The 17,927-nt window shown below is 49.3% G+C and carries 14 protein-coding genes; 6 read left to right on the top strand and 8 right to left on the bottom strand.

The genetic code is table 11. The annotated features are described in order from the left end of the window. On the top strand, positions 1–939 hold the full coding sequence (locus tag FC652_RS15560; RefSeq protein ID WP_176299311.1) for an ABC transporter permease: 939 nt from the start codon (positions 1–3) through the stop codon (positions 937–939). A 187-nt stretch (positions 940–1,126) separates the two neighbouring features. After that, the gene (locus tag FC652_RS15555; protein WP_176299310.1) at positions 1,127–2,071 is read left to right on the top strand and encodes an SPOR domain-containing protein; all 945 of its coding nucleotides are present in this window, start codon (positions 1,127–1,129) and stop codon (positions 2,069–2,071) included. Positions 2,072–2,135: 64 nt separating this feature from the next. Here the strand turns inward: FC652_RS15555 and FC652_RS15550 are convergent, their stop codons facing one another. Next, positions 2,136–4,922, bottom strand: coding sequence for a hypothetical protein (locus FC652_RS15550; RefSeq protein WP_176299309.1), 2,787 nt, complete (start codon positions 4,920–4,922; stop codon positions 2,136–2,138). A gap of 252 nt (positions 4,923–5,174) precedes the next feature. Here FC652_RS15550 and FC652_RS15545 point away from each other — a divergent pair, with 252 nt between their 5' ends. Then, complete coding sequence (locus FC652_RS15545) at positions 5,175–6,038, top strand: hypothetical protein (protein ID WP_176299308.1); 864 nt, start codon at positions 5,175–5,177, stop codon at positions 6,036–6,038. Between the two features lie 21 nt (positions 6,039–6,059). Here FC652_RS15545 and FC652_RS15540 read toward each other — a convergent pair whose 3' ends face one another. The 5 genes from FC652_RS15540 to FC652_RS15520 form a co-directional block, all read right to left on the bottom strand. Further along, on the bottom strand, positions 6,060–7,628 hold the full coding sequence (locus FC652_RS15540) for a hypothetical protein (RefSeq protein WP_176299307.1): 1,569 nt from the start codon (positions 7,626–7,628) through the stop codon (positions 6,060–6,062). Between the two features lie 8 nt (positions 7,629–7,636). After that, positions 7,637–8,209 (bottom strand): sigma-70 family RNA polymerase sigma factor, encoded by a 573-nt coding sequence (locus tag FC652_RS15535; protein ID WP_011079111.1) that lies wholly within the window; start codon positions 8,207–8,209, stop codon positions 7,637–7,639. After that, positions 8,206–9,645 carry a chromosome partitioning protein ParA gene (locus FC652_RS15530; protein WP_176299306.1) on the bottom strand — a complete coding sequence of 480 codons (1,440 nt, stop codon included), beginning with the start codon at positions 9,643–9,645 and terminating at the stop codon, positions 8,206–8,208. The genes FC652_RS15535 and FC652_RS15530 overlap by 4 nt, the downstream gene beginning before the upstream one ends. Before the next feature lie 17 nt (positions 9,646–9,662). Then, a complete protein-coding gene (locus FC652_RS15525; RefSeq protein ID WP_176299305.1) occupies positions 9,663–11,000 on the bottom strand; it encodes a serine/threonine-protein kinase in 1,338 nt (445 codons plus the stop codon). A 149-nt stretch (positions 11,001–11,149) separates the two neighbouring features. Beyond that, complete coding sequence (locus tag FC652_RS15520; protein WP_176299304.1) at positions 11,150–11,947, bottom strand: chromosome partitioning protein ParA; 798 nt, start codon at positions 11,945–11,947, stop codon at positions 11,150–11,152. A gap of 100 nt (positions 11,948–12,047) precedes the next feature. On the opposite strand from FC652_RS15520, the gene FC652_RS15515 reads away from it, so the two are divergent. Next, positions 12,048–12,944: a response regulator gene (locus FC652_RS15515; RefSeq protein WP_011079115.1), complete on the top strand. Its 897-nt coding sequence runs from the start codon at positions 12,048–12,050 to the stop codon at positions 12,942–12,944. 75 nt (positions 12,945–13,019) lie between these two features. After that, entirely contained in the window at positions 13,020–14,027 is a 1,008-nt protein-coding gene (locus tag FC652_RS15510; RefSeq protein WP_061058994.1) for a substrate-binding domain-containing protein, read from the top strand. 50 nt (positions 14,028–14,077) lie between these two features. Here the strand turns inward: FC652_RS15510 and edd are convergent, their stop codons facing one another. Then, entirely contained in the window at positions 14,078–15,874 is a 1,797-nt protein-coding gene (gene edd / locus FC652_RS15505) for a phosphogluconate dehydratase (RefSeq protein ID WP_176299303.1), read from the bottom strand. After that, positions 15,871–16,392: a gluconokinase gene (locus tag FC652_RS15500; protein ID WP_017420425.1), complete on the bottom strand. Its 522-nt coding sequence runs from the start codon at positions 16,390–16,392 to the stop codon at positions 15,871–15,873. Before FC652_RS15500 ends, edd begins: the two co-directional genes overlap by 4 nt. A 152-nt stretch (positions 16,393–16,544) precedes the next feature. Between FC652_RS15500 and FC652_RS15495 the strand changes: the two genes are divergently transcribed. Then, a complete protein-coding gene (locus tag FC652_RS15495) occupies positions 16,545–17,921 on the top strand; it encodes a GntP family permease (protein WP_026050287.1) in 1,377 nt (458 codons plus the stop codon). Positions 17,922–17,927: the final 6 nt, after the last annotated feature.

The following is a 17,927-nucleotide window of genomic DNA, read 5'->3' as shown; positions in this document are numbered from 1 at the left end:
ATGGAACACGTTAATAAAGCTCCTTCTGTATGGGAACGCTTTAAAGAATCGGATTTTCTTTACTATTTTAAACGCGACAAAGTGGCGATGAGCAGCTTCGCGGTGTTCATGCTGTTTTTGCTGTTGGCGATTGCCGCGCCGTTAATCGCGCCGAGCAACCCCTATGATCTCTCATCGATTGACATTATGGACGCGGAGCTACCGCCATCTTGGATGGAAGGCGGTGATGACAACTTCGTGCTGGGCACCGATGAGCAAGGTCGCGATATTCTTTCCACCATCCTATACGGTTCGCGTTTATCGTTAACCATCGGCTTTATGGCGGTGGCGCTGCAGCTGTTTTTGGGTATCGTGATTGGCCTGTCAGCGGGTTACTTTGGTGGCCGCATTGACAACTTCTTGATGCGTTTTGCCGATGTTCAGCTCTCCTTCTCGACCATGATGGTGGCGATTATTGTCTCGGCGATTTTTAAAGCCAGTTTCGGCAGTGATTTCTACAGCCAATATGCGGTGGTGATGCTGGTGGTGATCATCGGTGTGGCGGAATGGCCACAATACGCACGTACGATCCGCGCCTCGGTATTGGCGGAGAAGAAGAAAGAGTACGTTGAAGCAGCGCGTGTGATGGGCTTTAAAGCACCGCGCATCATGTTCCGTCATATTCTGCCGAACTGTTTATCACCGATTTTGGTTATCTCAACCGTGCAAGTCGCCAACGCGATCATGTCGGAAGCGGCGCTCTCGTTCTTAGGACTGGGTTTGCCCGTTGACCAACCGTCACTGGGTGCGTTGATCAGCATTGGTTTTAACTACATCTTCTCCGGCGCTTGGTGGATCACCGCCTTCCCAGGCATTGTGCTGGTGACGCTGGTGTTAGTGATCAACCTATTGGGTGACTGGTTACGTGACGTATTTAACCCAAAAATCTACAAAGGGTGATCTGAGCTGATTGATTTATAATCGGAAAACTACCTAAACTAAGAGTCGTAAGCCAATTACGGCTCTTTTTTTGCTTGTCATTTTTTATTCACCAGGACGCGGCAAATTTTTGGCCTTGCAACGTGTTGTAGGCAGCAGTCTGAGCGTCACTGAACAAATTCATTGATGAAACGGGTAGAGTGAAGTTATGGAACTAAGCAAATCGGCGCGCTTGCCGATCTTCAAACCTCAACGATTGTGGTTGATGGCGGCATTGTGCTTTTTTGGTGTTGCTACTCCTGCAGCGGCGGAAGGCTTTCTATGTGAAGCCACACAGGCAAGCACCAACGAATTACCCATGTTAGATAAAGCCTGCCCGATTGGCGATGGTGTTTGGGGTAAAAAAGCGCCCAAAAGCGGCAAAGAGGATTTCTTTTGGATTCAATGTGGCGTCTTAAATCAGCCAATGCCACTGGCCGACGCCAAACCGCTTTACAAGCAGATCACCACCGATGTGTGGATGAAACCGGAAAACAAAACCTATCGTTGCTTAATTGGCCCGTATCAATCTTTTGCTCAAGCCAGCAAAGATCTTAAACAGGTCAAAAAACTGGGCGATTACCGAGAAGCCTTTATTCGAGTTGTTAAGCCACATTCTGCGGCAAAACCGGTCACGGCAAGCAAAGAGCCGAAAGCGATAACCAAACCTGCCGCCCCCAAAATTCTACCGAAAGCACCGGCTGCGGCCAACAAGCCAATAGCAGCTCCTGCACAGGCGACCTTGGCCACAACACCAGCTAAGCGCAGTAACGACGACTCTTCATCCATCGACATTCGTAAAAGTGCCGAGTTAAAAGGCCGTACTTATGTGGTGCCTTACTTAATGGATGATAAACACCAATTTTACATGGAGCATAATCAAGCGTGGAATCGTTTGGATTACAGCAGTGCGGAAGTGGTGTGCAGCGATCTGCACATGCGTTTATTAACTGAAGAGGAGTTCCTCACCTTATTGGATTCAAAAGTGATGGAAAACCAGCTGTGGCCAATGCAGTTGCCTTATTGGGGGCGAGGGAACAAAGGCTTTTTTACTGATGGTCGTGTGACGCAAGTAAAAGGCTCTTCATTGCTCAATGTGCTGTGTGTGAAGTAGTTGGATGACACCCAAAACAAATAAGCCCCGCGATGCGGGGCTTGGTGTTTTTCTATGGTAACAATTATTCGTTGTTGCCAGTACCTGTCCAAGTCATGTTGAACTTGATGGCTTCAATGTATTCGCCTTGATGGCTCTTTACTTTGCCGATAAAGCTATATAAACCATGTGTAGTTAGTTCAGGTAAGTCGAAATCAATGGTAGCGTGTTCGACACCATTTTCGTGATTAGGATGGCATTCTAGAGAAGTTCCCCATTGGTTCCCCGAATAAACACCGTAAGTTTTGTAAACGTTCCCCGTGTTGTAATCGGTGGTTTCTGTGACCAGCCCTGGACCTGTGATAATAAAGTTCTCATAGAACTCTTGTACGTTTTCACAAGTAAAGTTTTGATCTGGGAACTCCAACGTTAAGTTTGCATTCATTGCCCCTGTATCATCTGGATTATTGTTTCTCAGCAGCGATAGAGAGACCATGCCGAGCGCTTCTACGCCATTAACCTCAGTTGGAAGCGGCATATTGAAAAAACGCTTTTCTGGACCATCATCCGATCGGATTTGAATGCGTGCTTCTGCGTCTGACTTATTGCTAAACAAGGTATAACGCTCGGTTCCTTCGTCCGAAGTCCAGAACAGGACTTTTGCCCCAGGGGCAATGTCATCTGCGTCTCTAATTGTCAGCGTTGCGTCGGGATCATCACCAAATTGGGCAATGACTTGATCCCCTTCAACGCGATATGTGCCATTAGACCAAGAGTTTTCCGCTAACTCGCCACATTGGGTTAAGTTGCTCATGGTGCGGTAGTTACCCGAAACTTTTCCGTTTTCAAAGTGCAGTGTGTCACACCAGATACGACTGTAAGGGAGTTTTTCCTCAGGTGTGCCACTACCATGCTCGAGGCGATACCAAGTTTTTCCTTCCAGTGGGTGAGTCTCGGATGGAGGTGTCACAACGGCTTTCACTTCAGGAAGTGCAATGCGCGTCATTTCTGAAATAACACCATCTTCCGCATCTGGGTAGATCCCAGCAGCAATATAAAACTCACCGTTGGTACTTGCTTCTAGAGGTGTGCCCGAGATGGTTAGAACACCCATGTTGTCAACTGCGACCTTAATACCCGCAACACTGGTATTGTGATCTTGATTTTCCCCTTTCATACCAGCGAAGTATTCAACAGGACCATGAGCGTTAACGGCTTTAAAAATATCATCCAGTGTGATGCTGAGCTGCACGCTTGGCAGCGGCTTATTCACTTTGAGGTCAACAAGCTGTGATGTGATTTCGCTTTGTAGGTTTGCAAGTTCTGCGTTGTTTACGCTAAAGCTTGGGACTGGTGCTTCTTCCACAGCGGCGAGTTTAAAAGCGATTGCTGTGCGCTCTTTACCATCAAAGGCTTCAACGGTAATGGTTTCGCCTGCCGCATAAACTTGCTCAGGCTTACCTTCGATACGTAAACGGTTTTGGCCTTGATTGTTAATGATAAGCGCGTTGAGACCTTTAACTGATGTTTTTGCCGTGTATGTCAAGTTGTCATCGTCGGCATCGGTAAATAGGCCATCAATTGACATCTCTTCTTGCTCGGTTAACTCAGTCCCAGCAAATAGCTCAATACTGCCAATCCACTCTTGCATGGTAGCCGCGATGCTTTGGTCGACCACTGGTGCACTGTTTGGGATCGCGACTTTTAGGTTGAAGATGGCCGCAGCATTACCGACCACTTTCTTATCGCTATTAATGTCATTGGCACTGACTTTCACCATGTAAGATAGACGTTCTTGTAGCGTACCACCTTTGGTTAGATCACCATCAACATGGATAACAGCGCCATTCTCGCCAACAGATGACAGAATGACTTGGTTGGTATCGTAGTCAATCACTTCCACGGTAACCGTGATTTCATTAGCATCTTTATCGGAGAATAGGTTCACCGTTTTGCCATTGATTTCCGCGCTGGTGTTGATGTCTAGAGCAATGGTGTGTGACTCTTGCGCTGTGCTTAGCGAGGTGCGAACTTGCGCTTCCACATTGCTGTTTACGCTCAGTTTGTTGTTGATGGTTACGGTTGCTTGGCCATTTTCTACTTCAACGGTAGGCTTAAAGCTTGGATCATCAAGTTTGTCCGCGTTATTTGCATCATTAACAATTGTGGTGGCTTCTTGCGCGATGATAAGAGCGGTTTCTGCATCATAAGTGCCGGAGTTCTTCTCTGCTTTCACTTTTGATTCAGTTAGAATCTGTGCGGTTTTGTGCAGCGTATGGTTCTGTGCGGCAATCACATCGCTAAAGGCAGTGTCGCCGCTAATACCGAGCGTTTCGTTCACTTTCTTTTTTGCTTGCGCAATTATTTCTTCGGTTGGGTTAGCACCCGCTTGAACCACAACAAGGTCAGTCAGTGGTGAAATTACTTTTTCGCCAGGTAGAGTGAATAGGGCGACCTCGTGTGCCATGGCTTGAGTCGGGTGGTCCATGTCGATAGTGTATTTACCTGCGTAAAGCGATGGGTCTTTCGCAATTAGCGCGGTTTGCACATTGCCACCAGGAACTAGCGTTTGTAGGCCTAGGCGTGTTTGTTTTTCTTTGATAGCGTTGAATTCTGCTGTTTTGATTTCAAGCTGACCATCTTTGCCTTTTAAAGGCGCAGTCAGACCTAGAATTTGGTCTGTGTTAACATCAAATGCACCGTTATTGTTGGTGTCAGCAAACACCACGGCATTGTTAAAGTAACCGTCAAAGCCTGTCACGATAACACCGCCAGGTGCAACGTTGCCATTTGAACCTGAACCACTGTCTGAACCGCCACAACCGGTGAGGGCGATCGCCACTGACGCTGCTAGTAAACTAACCTTTTTCATCTAAGAGTCCTTTGCTTCTTTATTCTGACTAAATTGAATAACGCACATCGTTAGAGTCTTCTTTCCTCTTTTTATAAATCATGCGAAAGAAGGGAGAATTTCGGGGCTTTTTTATCCGGTTAGAGCGGGAGTTTCAAGGCACGAAAAACAGCGAAAAAACCGTAAAATTTATTTTAATTTTTTTATCAATAGCGGGGTTGGCAAATGGTTCGACAGGGTTAACATCGGAGCCCAAAAAAGAAGGAGATAACAATGAAACAGTGGGTTAGGTTAATCATGATTGGTGCGTGTTTGGGCTCTTCAGCGGCTGAGGCGCAAGTGACCCTTGATAAGAGCAAATATGGTTACTCTTACTTTACCCTTGGCTTTGAGAATGTGGTGTATGAAGAGTTGTTTCCCGGCTTAGATTCCGATGCCAGCGTGGTGAGCCCGGTGCTAAACACGGGAGGGCTTTACCACATCAATGCGCGTTACGATTTTTCCATCGATGCGTTAGCGACCTTTTCGCCGATGAGCGCCACTGAAGAGTGGCAGAAAGACGGTACGCGAATTCAAACCAATCAGTTTGAATACTTGAAAGCGGCAACCAACATTTTGCTGCACTACAAACTGCAAGATAACTGGCGTGTGTTGGCTGGGACGTCATTGAGCTATCAAACCTACAAACGCTATGGCCTGAAAAACCACAATGGTTACGTCAATGATGTGTTTCGCGAAGGCAATACGTGGGAAGAGAAATCGACGGATATTTTCCTCGATGCTGGCTTAGCTTACGATTCTGGCCACCTGTATGGGGAGAGCGATTGGCGTGTTAGTGGCCGTTGGATATTCGGTGTGCCGATTTGGAGTGTCACTGAAAACTCACGTTTTGAAGACATTCAATTTAACGACTTCGGTTTTAGAACCAATGCGGAAGCAACCCTTAGCTATCAGATCATGCCAGGTTTGCATTTGGGGTGGTTTGTGATGCTCGGTTACGAGAAACGTTTCGAGTCTGATCCGCAACGAGTGATGTATACCACAGCAAGTGGTGTGGAGAAGCAAGGTCAAGCTTGGTTGCCAGAAGCACAAACTTGGACACTCAATACGGGATTACAAGCGTTGTGGAACTTCTAATCCCGTTTGTTGGGCTCAATTTCACAATTGCGGGTGGTGGTAAATCAGATTGATTTTTAACTCCTCCAACAGGTGTGCGAACTGCGGTTTCGGCCGTAGGATGTAGCTGTAAATCTCGCCTTGTTGCAGGTCATTGTCATCTCGATAGTCGTGGTTGATGGCCAAAGAGCGTTTGTTTGGTCCGGATGGAAAGACAAAACAGGCGACCGAGGAGACACCATCTTCGCTTTGGCTGTAGGAGATGACATCTTCGTAGTCGCCCCGACCCGCAATGACGGAGAGCTCAAAGTAAGGCTGCAGGGTGGAGCAATCAAAACTGCCACTGATGCGATGAATGTTGAGGTCGGAGTCAAAGCGCTGATACTCCGTGGGGTCCGCGGCTTGACGCTCGTAGATGTAGTTCCCGACTTCTGCGGGAAGGTAATTTTGCTCTGCGTCGATAAAGAGGTAGTCAAAAAAGGTCATCTCATAAAGCTTTCGACCTGTTTCCACGTTGAGCCTTGCCTCCATCGCGGTTTTGTCGGTGAGCATGGTGTAGGTTTCGTACTGGCTGCCGTCATGCACCGTGGTGAGATGGTTTACCAACCCTTCCGTGAGGTTGGATGGGTAGCTTTGGCGAGTAATCCAGGTTTGTTTGGCATCAAAGGCGGACTGACTACTGGTGAGAATCAGCTTATCGTCTTGCTGCTCAAACTCGCCAATCAACTTAAGTTCTTCATCGCTCGGGCATTGGCGACGGTTACGCGCCGCAGCAAAATAGACTTGATGATTGATCAGCTTCCACGCTTGGCAGTAAATCACCTCATAAGGGTAGCGAATACCCGCAAAGGTTTGGGTGGTTTCTAAGCGATAGAAGGTTTGACCAATCAGTGGGTGGCTAAACTGGCCGCCCGTCTCTCCAATTGCCGGCAGATCAAAATAGGCTTTTACCCATGATTGATCATCACTACCGTGGTGATCATCGCGCGCGGCGATCATCAACTGGGGTTGCGCTGCGGCTTGGGTTACGGTGCCTAAAATCTGCACGGTATCCAGATTGCGAACTTTGAGCCCCGGTACGTTTATACGCACTGTGAGGGTGAGAAAGTCGTCATCGGCATCCACAAACAGTTGATCAATGTTGAGGGAATAGCGAATGGGAGCGCCTTGATCGAGCTCCCAGCCGAAAACCTGACTCTGGATTTGTTTGGCTACTTCCGCATTGAGCCTAGGTTTGCTGTTTGCGCCAACGCCTTTGGCAAGTTCTTTGTCGGAGACAATCACTGTGGTATTCGACGCGCTGCTTGGCAGAGCGATTTCGAGTTCTTCCTCTGGTATTGGTGTTTGCCCAGTTTCCTCTGATGGTGGCGAAGGCAAAATGGCTGCCGCCTGAGTGAAGAGAGGCGGAACGTGAAGGTTCGCGTTTTGGGTTGGCGTTGCTGCGTTTGGTGCCTTGTTTTCAACCGAAATGGCTTTGGCATGTGGCGCTGCTACGTGGGTTTCTGCCTCAGACAGCACACTCGAGGTCGCTTGGCTTGAAGAGAGCCAAAACCACATTCCAGTGACAAATGTGATGGCGAAGACGACGAATAGGGGCTTACGGTGAGTCATGATCCGGATTATGCCATTCGTGATTGCAGCCAACTGCGTGAGAATTTGAGGTCTTTTTCAATCAAACTGGCACTGCATTCGAGTAACTCGCTGATCTCTTGGTTTTTCATCCCCATCAAGTACTTCAGTTTGAGCGCATTAGACTGACGAGGGTAGCGAACACTGAAGTTATCCAGTGCTTTGTCCATGATGATCAACTGCTCAAATTTTTCCTGATGTTCACTCGGTAGCTGTGTCACTTGCTGGCGCTTTTGCGCTTGCAGCGAACGTGCATTGTCGATCAAAATTTGGCGCATCACTTTGGCGGCCATGAGGAAAAAATCGCGCTTGCCGCTGATTTCACTCATGTCGCTGGTGGAAAGCTTGAGATAGGCATCGTGAATTAAGGCGGTGGTGCTGTTCACGCTGTCTGCCAATACTTCGTTTTCAAGGCCATACTTTTCGGCGTTCCGCTCTCGCTCTTGTTGGGCAATTTTTCTCAGTTGCAGGTAGGCGAATTGATACAGCTGGCTTTCGGCTTCTTTGTCACCGGCTTGCCACTGCTGAATGATATGGGTAAGAGAAGTCGATTGTGCACTCATGACGGCTCTCCTTGTTGTTTAACGAATTCGGAAATGGTGTAAGTATCAATGCGATCAGAGCCATCGCGTTGAGGAGACACTTGCTGTTGATAGCGATACAAGATGCCCTGATCCCAATTTTGTCCGGCAGGGAGGTATTCCCATGTGGTGTATTGCGCTGGGTAAGGTTGTGGAAACCAGCGCACCATTACGTTCATCTGCTCTAATTGTGCGTGACCAGAGGCATTACGTAGCCACCACATATCTTGATACTCTTGTGTCACATCTTGGCGATAGGCTGATGCCGCCAGCGGGCATGACGACACATTGCTAGGGCCAAGCCACACTCGGCCATCGGCAATGTTTAAGCAGCGTTCTGTGAGGGTTTGCTCTTGGTATTGGGTTTCTTTCCAGACCCCTTCAAAGGCGATGTGTTGTCCCTTGTTTTCTGGATAGATAAACCAAATCGATTCCGATTTGTTGCTGTGGGTGACTTCAGCCTTCTTGCCCAACCCTTGCATTTTGCCCATGACTAGCTCGGTGTGAGGGTCAAAATTCATTGCTACCGAACGATATTTCCAATCGCCTTCGTCATCGAAATCTTCCAGAGAGAAACCATTGAGATCGTGACGCGTGCAACCTTGGCTAGCACAGCCAACAACCCCTTCCCACTGTGCAAAATGGTTCAATGGCTCCACGGTTTTTTCTCGATAAGCGTGCTGTCGATTGAGGTAACAGCCGTTGAAGTAATCGCCGACGCTGGGGTATTGGATTAAGTGCTCTTTGGTCACTTCGAAACTCATCTCGCCGATGGGGGTGCGGTAGTTAGGCTTATCGAGCATGCGTAAGTCAAGCGCACAAGCACGCCCCTGCCAATCGGCTTTTTTGATGATGATGTTGCGCAGGCGCACATTCAGCGGTGAGAAAATCGCTTCGTTCGAGGTAAAGTGCTGCTCAATGTAACGCTGGCTCTGATTGAGATGCTCAGCGGCTTCCTTGATGGAAACCAACTCTATATCCAGTTGGTTGGCGGTGTTATCGAGAAAATTGAGATCAATGCCTTGCAGTTGTTGTTGGAATTGAGGATCCGAGACAATGCGATTGAGCAGAATGATTTCATCACGATTTTCTGGCGTGCTGTCGAGCGAGAGCAACAAACGCGTCATATTGATACTGCGGCTTGGTTTGGTTGTGGCGAGTGTTGGGGTAATCACCTCTTGGCCAGAAAGCGTTGTGAGCAAATAGCCACTGTCGTCACTGCCGAGGAAAAAACTCACCACATCCCCTGGGTGGTATTGAAAAGCGCCTTTGTGAGTGGTGCCTGAGAGATTTGAACTGGTTTTGTAATACAAGCCCGTAACGGGAGAGTCAATAAAGTAACCCGTTTTGGGCGTGGCCGATTGCGCGCTCAAGGAGAGGCAACTTAGCAAGGCTGTGGCATAGAATCGTGGCTTCATGATCTCTTACGGTTTGATTAAGGTTGGCAATTTTCTTGGCAGTTTGCCTCGACAGCGTGTTTCTCTGGTGTTGGCGTTATCATCGCCAACAACATTTTCTGCTTAATGTGCTTAGGGATCTCTGGATTGGAGAGAATTCGTCGGCGTGTGATTTCTAGCATTGAGTTCACTGACAGATGTGCGGTTTCATTGCCTTTGGTGTGGAACATCAAACTGGTTACTTCATACATCATATTCTCAGCAACCAACTTTTCTTGCTGGAGTTGGCGATTTTTGCTGATCAAGGTGCTGGTGAACAGCATGCCGCTCATCACCAATAAGGTGAGCAGCACAGTCGGGATCGGCCTTCGTTGTATTAGCCGTTTGGTGCTGTAGAGCGGAATGTGCTGTTTGAGTGAAATTGGTCGGCACGCCAGCATGTTCTCGATGTCCGCTCGTAATTCGCTGACGCTTTGGTAGCGTTGTTCCGCTTTTTCTTGGGTGGCTTTGTCGATGATGAAGCGCAGATCGGAATGTTTGCCAACTTGAGCAAAGAGCAACTGCAAGATTTTTCCTAGCGAGTAGAGATCACTCTGCTGCGTTAAATAGCCCCCCGATTTTTGCTCTGGGCTGGCATAACGTTCGCTAAAGGCCACCAATCCCACTTGCCCTGATTGATTGGCCTGAGTGCTGACTTTTTGCGTTAGGTTAAAATCGAGCAGCTTGGGCCTACAATCTTGATCAATGAGGATGTTTTCCGGCTTGATGTCAGCATGCAGCACCTGATTGTGATGCGCGTGTTCAATCGCTTGGCAAAGGTAACGAAACAGCGTGAGCCGGGTGCGTTGATCCAGCTGATGTTGTTGCAAAAAAGCATCCAGCGTGAGGCCTTCCACCTTTTCCATCACAATGTACACCGAATCTTGATGCACCCCGCCATCAAACACTTTGGCAATACAAGGGTGGTTAAGTCTAGCGAGTAACTGCGCTTCATCAAACAGCGCTTTTTTTCCCAGTACTTGAGTCAAAGAGGGTTGGATAAATTTGATGGCCAGTTGTTGTTCAAACGTCTCGTCAGCGCGATAAGCGGCGTACACCACACCCATGCCGCCTCTTCCCAGTTCATGAGTGAGCTGATATTTGTCGATTAGCTGGTTGGTAAGGTCGAGTGGGATCTCGGTAGCATGATTGGCGTGAAAGCCAAGCAAGGCGGTGAAAGGCTCATGTTCATGAGACTGGATTAACGGTGCCAACGCTCGAAAGACATCAGGGGCGTCTTGTTCGAGTTGTTGGAGCGCTTGTTGTTTCTCTTCTTCATTGAGATCCAGCAAGTGATAAAACACTTGCGTGGCACTGGAGCCTAGCGGTACAGACATTAATGCATATAGTTATGTTTTTTGTTCGCGCTCAGTTTATAAGAATTCTGTATCGTATGTGAGAGTTTTCTTACTATTGAGAAATTAAAAAGATAAAATCTTTGATTTCAGTCGAAATTAAGAGCGACTAAACAAATAAAAATCACATATTATTCCGCTCTGTTTTCGATTTTTTGTGTCAGTTCCAGATATTTCTGCTCGATAAATGCCTTTTCTTTGTTGACGTGCATCAGCTGTTTTTGCATCGCAAGTAGCTTCTGTTTGAGCTCATCACTGGCAGCGCTACTCGTGCTGGCAGGCGCTTGATTGGCCAACTGCTGTTTGTAGTTCTCAATGGTGGCGAGCAGTTGATCCTTCTCTTTTTGAAAGCCTTGCTCGACATCTTGAAAGCCACCGCTTTCGCTGATCATGATGTACTCCCGCTCCAGTTGCTCAAACTGTTTCTCAATATCCTCTTTCTGTTTGCGCAATCCATCAACGGTATCATTTTGTTCTAGTAGCTTGGCTTTGGCTTTGCGCAGGCCACGCACGCTTTTGTCGAGATCGCCCCTGAGCTTACGAATCAACTGTTGGGATTTACTCAGTTTTTGGTTGAGAGCCTCAATGGAGGCGAGATCTTGTTCACTGGGGTTTGGGCTTGTGGCGCGAATCTCGGCTACTTGCTTTTCAAGTGCTTGTTGAATTTGAATGAGTGCATTGAGCGTTTCGCGGTTCTCATTGCTGTAGTCGATGGCGTGATTGACCGATTCTTCACACATCGCCACTGTCGTTGGGGAGGCGGCAAGGCTCTTGGCGTTTGCCTCTTTGGGGTGAATAGCTTTGCGAAACTCTCGCAGCATCAGCCACAGCAACACAAACCAAGCCAACAAAATCATCAAGCCAAGGTTGATGCCTAACATCAGCAACAACTCTTTATCCCAAGATTGGTCGAAGAACTCGAACGACATCGCGTGCTTACCTCGTTTAATCGCGTATTGATAAGTTTAGAAGCTGCGACGAATTGTGCCTATAATTTAAACACTTCTCGCAACTGGAAGCGCATCAACGGTGAAAATACTGATTGTCGATGACAGCAAAGCGACGCTGGAAATTGTTCGCAAAGCCTTGCTTGGGTTTGGCTATCGTCGCTTGTCGATTGAAAAGACCAACTGTGCTCGTGAGGCACTGGAAAAAATGGCGCATTGGCGTCCGGATATCGTGCTGACGGATTGGCACATGCCAGACATGAGTGGCTTGGAACTGGTGCAAACCGTTGCCTCCCGTTTTCCTGAGGTGAAAATTGCGATGATCACCACCGTCGATGATGACGAGCAAATTGCCCAAGCAAAAGCGGCGGGGGCGAGCTTTGTGTTGAGTAAACCGTTTGATGACGATGCATTGCATCGCAAGCTGTTGCCACTGGTGCAAGGGGCGGAAGAGAGTGAAAAAGCGTTTGATGAGCTGGTGGAAATCCAAAAAGAGCTCGCCTTGCCCAAGTTAAGTCAGTTGGAGAAGCTACTGCGAAAAGTGGTGCATGATGAGATTGCCCTCACCAATATCCGCTTACAACAGTTTGATGAAAGCAAAGTGCCCTGCATGATTGCCATCTATGAAGATGGCGAAACGCAAAAACCACGCGCGGTGGCGGTGCTGGATATTTACGCGGTGTGCGTGCTGGCGAGTGCCAATACGCACATTACAGCTGAACAACTGAGCCAAGCTATCCATAAAAAAATGGTCAGCAAAGCGATTTTAGACACATGCCAGATGGTGTTGGATAAATCCTCTTTGGCATTTTTGGACAGCTTAACGCGCAAAAGCCTACGGCTCAAAAGCGTCAGTTTTGTGCCAGAAGCGTTTGATAAGTTGAAGGTGCTGTTTAGCAAACCCGCCGATAAACGCCTCGATTTCTCCTGCCAGTTAGGGGAGATGGCGCAGGGGAAGATCACATTGGTGGGTTTTTAGCACTGCACCTTGGTTGTGTGTGAGGATCGGATTGGTCATAATGTTACAAGTAACATTAATGACAAAAATCTTTTTATGGCTCAACACAATAAGAAACCGCGCACCACTTTGCAGGATGTGGCGGATCAAGTCGGCGTGACCAAGATGACGGTATCGCGCTACCTGCGTAATCCCGATTCGGTGGCGGAAAAGACCCGCGAGAAAATCGCCACTGCGATTGAACAGATGGGGTACATCGAGAACCGTGCCCCAGCGATGTTGTCGAAATCCTCTAGCCGAGCAATTGGGATCCTGCTGCCTTCTTTGTCCAACCAAATTTTTGCTTCCTTTGTTCAGGGCATTGAAACCGTCACCAAAGCGCATGGTTATGAAACCCTCTTGGCGCACTTTAGCTACGATGAGTTGGAAGAGGAGCGCAAAATCGCGTCGCTGCTCTCTTATCAGGTCGATGGCCTGATCTTAACTGAAAGCCATCACACCGAACGCACCTTACAGATGATCAAAAACGCAGGCATTCCCGTAGTGGAAACCATGGAACTGCCAGCGCAGCCAATCGATATGGCGGTGGGGTTAGACCACGAAGATGCCTCTTACAGCGTGGTGAAACGCATGCTGGCGTCGGGTAAGCGCACCATTGTGTATTTTGGTGCACGCTTGGATACGCGTACCAAACTGCGTATGCAAGGCTATGATCGCGCCATGCGTGAAGCTGGCTTAGAGCCGAAACACGTGCTGACGGGCGAACACTCCAGTTTCTCGTTGGCGGATGAGCTGTTAGAGCGCGCCTTGGCGACGTATCCAGAGATGGACGGGGTCTTTTGTACCAATGATGACATCGCCATCGGTACCTTGCTGTGCGCGCAGCAGCGTGGCATTGAAGTGCCGAAGCAACTGGCCATTGTGGGCTACAACGCATTGGATATCGGCCAGACGATTCGTCCGAAATTGACCAGTGTCGATACGCCACGTTTTCAAATTGGTGAGAAAAGTGCCGAGTTGTTGCTGGCCCGTTTGCGCGGTGAAACGTTGGAACAAAATGTGGTGGATATGGGCTACCGCATTACCGCTGGCGAGAGTGTGTAACTCGGTCGATGTGATTAAAACCAAGGGCGCGATAAACGCGCCCTTGTTGATCAGACGATAAAGCTGGCACCGTGTTCGGCGCTAGACACCGAGTGGCGAAGGGTGCTGAACAGATTGCGTCCCCAAGTTTGCTGGCTTGCCTCAGTATCGATTTCAAGCACGCAGCGACCTGTGGTGTCGCTGAGGTTGTTTAACTCGCCTGTCTGGCAATCGACACGAATCACATCACCATTACGCACTAAGCCAATCGCGCCGCCACGAATCGCTTCTGGAGAGACGTGAATGGCCGATGGGATTTTGCCTGATGCGCCAGACAAACGGCCATCGGTCACCAGCGCCACTTTAAAGCCCGCCTTTTGCACATTGCCGAGAATCGGCATCAACTTGTGTAGCTCTGGCATGCCATTGGCGGCTGGGCCATTGTGTGTCACCACCACAATGCAATCTCGGTTGAGCTCACCACGTTGGTACGCCGCTTCCACCTCATGTTGGCACTGGAACACCAGCGCTGGCGCTTCAATCACGCGCTGATCTTCTTTCACCGCAGAGACTTTCACCACCGCTTTGCCTAAATTGCCAGTCAGCACTTTTGTGCCGCCTGTGGATTGGAAAACGCAGCATTTGTCGGCGATCACATGGCTATCGAACGTACCCTCACATGGTGTCCAAACAAGCTTGCCGTCGACAAGGCTTGGTAGGCTCATTTGGTCGTCGAACTCGCCAAACACTGGCTTGACGTCACGATGCAGCAGAGCCGATTCATTGAGACGATACAGCAGCGCAGGCACGCCGCCAGCTTGTTGGAAGGCGTTCATGTCAGCGGGGCCGTTAGGGTATACGCGTGCTAGCAGCGGCACCACGTCAGAAAGATCACTGATGTCTTGCCAAGTGAGCTCAATACCCGCAGCGCGCGCCACGGCCAACATGTGAATGGTGTGGTTGGTGCTGCCACCGGAAGCAAGTAGAGCAATGATGCCGTTGATCAGGCTCTTTTCAGTGACTACTTCAGCCAGTGAGCGGAAGTGAGCCGAGCCGGCGGTCATGGCCGCCATTTTGATCGCAGCGTGTTCAGTCAACGCGTGTCGGAGCTCGGAGTTTGGATGGATAAACGCCGAGCCGGGTAACATCAATCCCATCGCTTCAAACACCAGTTGGTTGGTGTTGGCGGTGCCGTAGAAGGTGCAGGTTCCGACGGAGTGATAGGCGCGACACTCCATATCGAGCAGCGCGTCTTTACCCACTTCGCCCGCTGCGTATTTTTGGCGAACATCGACTTTTTCTTCATTGCTGATGCCAGTTGCCATGAGACCCGCTGGCACAAATGCGGTAGGCAGGTGTGCGTAGGCGAGTGCGCCCATTAGTTGCCCTGGGGCGATTTTGTCGCAAATGCCGAGCAGCAAGGTGGCATCAAACACATTGTGGCTCAAAGAGAGGGCAGTGGATTGCGCAATCAGATCACGAGAAAACAGCGACATATCCATGCCAGCTTGGCCTTGAGTGACACCATCGCACATTGCAGGCACACAGCCGGCGACCTGCGCGGTATGGCCATACTCTGCCAGTGCGCGCTTAATTTGCTCTGGGTAGTGCAGGTAAGGCTGGTGGGCGCTGAGCATGTCGTTGTAGGCGCTGATCAGCGCCACATTGGCATGAGTAAAATCGAGGATGCTTTTCTTTTCTGCCGAACAAGATGCCGCCACCGCGTGCGCTAAGTTGCCGCACGATAAACCAACACGCCCTTTGCCCGCTTTGGCTTGCTCTTCGGTGCGTGCAACAAACGCCGCACGTGTTGCCTGGCTGCGTTCCACCAAGCGCTGAGTGACCTCTAAAATGACGGGATGGGTCATGCTTGTGCCTCATCTTGTTCTAGGATTAACTCGGCCGCGTTGGCGACAACGTCTTCGATAGTGGTATCAATACTGACCAATAGAGTGCGAGGTTCACCATCGGGGCGTTCAAGTGTTTCAAACTGGCTATTGACCATGTTCTCTTTCATGAAGTGGCCTTGACGCTGGCGCATACGCTCAAGAATGAGTGACTTATCGCCATCAAGGAACAAGAAGGTGACATTGTTGTTGCCGTCGCGGATTTGATCGCGATAGCTCTTTTTCAGCGCAGAGCAGACGATAATGCCGTGCTCATTTTTGCTTTCAAGGCTATACGCCGCATCACGAATACGCTCCAGCCACGGCTTGCGGTCGTCATCGTTCAGTGGCTGGCCAGAGGCCATTTTCTGAATGTTGGCGCGTGGATGGAGATCGTCACCATCAATGAATTTACGCCCCAGTTTTTCTGCCAACAGCTCACCAATTGTGGTCTTTCCGCTTGCGCAGACACCCATCACAATGACACTACTACCCGCCATAACTTGTCCTCATAACTAAACTTGCGCGTGATCTCAAATTTGAAATTCACTTTGAAATATGGGTTTATCTTATTCATGTTATCGGTAACATGTTACCGGTAACGTAAATAAATGTGAACCACAACACAAACAATAATTCGAAAGGTGAACTTATGGAGCAATTAGCCCACACCCCTGATCCTACATATCTTTTAACCATAGCTGCGCTGGCGATTGCGGCGTTGCTCGTGCTGATCATCAAACTCAAAGTGCATGCGTTTGCCTCACTGACCATTGTCAGTTTGGGTACCGCCATTGCCACAGGCGTGACCTCGGACAAAGTGGTGCCCACCATGATGGGTGGCTTTGGCGGCACGCTCGCCTCTGTTGCACTGTTGGTCGGCCTTGGCGCCATGATTGGTAAAATTTTGGAAGTGACTGGCGGGGCCAAAGTGCTGGCCGACACGCTGATTGGTCGCTTTGGTAAAGATCGCGCCCCGTTCGCGCTGGGTATTGCGTCGCTGCTGTTTGGTTTCCCAATCTTCTTTGATGCCGGCCTTGTGGTGATGATGCCCATCATCTTTAGCGTGGCGAAACGCTTTGGTGGCTCGCCAATCAAATACGCCTTACCGTCTGCGGGTGCGTTTGCGGTGATGCACGCCTTTGTGCCTCCACATCCGGGCCCCGTGGCGGCAGCGGAATTTTTAGGTGCCAACATCGGTTTGTTGCTGGTTGTGGGTATCCTAGTTGCGATTCCAACTTGGTATCTTGGCGCGTACCTATTTGGTTTGTACGCGGGTAAGAAATTCGACATCCCACTTTCTAAAGCATTTTTTAACAGCGATGCGATTGTCGATGAAAGCAAATTGCCAAAATTTGCCACGGTAATGACCATCTTAGTGCTGCCCGTATTACTGATCTGCTTGGATACCGGCCTAAACACGCTGGCAGTGGCAGGGGTGATTGACGGTAAAACACCGTTGGTGGAATTCCTTCGCATGCTAGGTAAAACGCCCGTCGCGCTGCTTATTACCTTGATCGTGTGCTTGGCAGTGTTTGCCAAAGATTACGGCATGGCTAAACTTGAAAAATTGTGTGGCGACTCACTGGCTCCGATCTGTGGCGTTATCCTTGTTACCGGTGCGGGCGGCATGTTTGGTGGCGTATTGCGCGCCAGCGGCATTGGTAATGCCTTGGCCGATGTATTGACCGACACAGGCATGCCAGTGATTGTGGCTGCGTTTGTGATTTCAACCTGTTTGCGTGTGGCGCAAGGTTCTGCCACCGTGGCACTGACGACCACCGCTGCGCTGATTGCCCCAGTTGTGGCGGCAACCACAGGTTTGAGTGAGTTAGACCTCTGCTTTATCGTGATTGCTATCGCAGGCGGTGCAACGGTACTTTCTCACTTTAACGATTCTGGTTTCTGGCTGGTCTCTCGTCTGCTTGAGATGGATGAGAAAACCACGCTGAAAACTTGGACGGTAATGGAAACCTTGCTTGGTGGTATTGCTTTCCTTATCGTCGCTGTATTGAGCTTTATTCTCTAGAGGTTA

This window comes from Vibrio sp. 05-20-BW147 (assembly GCF_013369385.1).
In the GTDB taxonomy this organism is placed as follows: Bacteria; Pseudomonadota; Gammaproteobacteria; order Enterobacterales; family Vibrionaceae; genus Vibrio; species Vibrio floridensis.
Note: the sequence above shows the minus strand (reverse complement) of the source record. Positions and strands in the feature narration are given on the sequence as shown.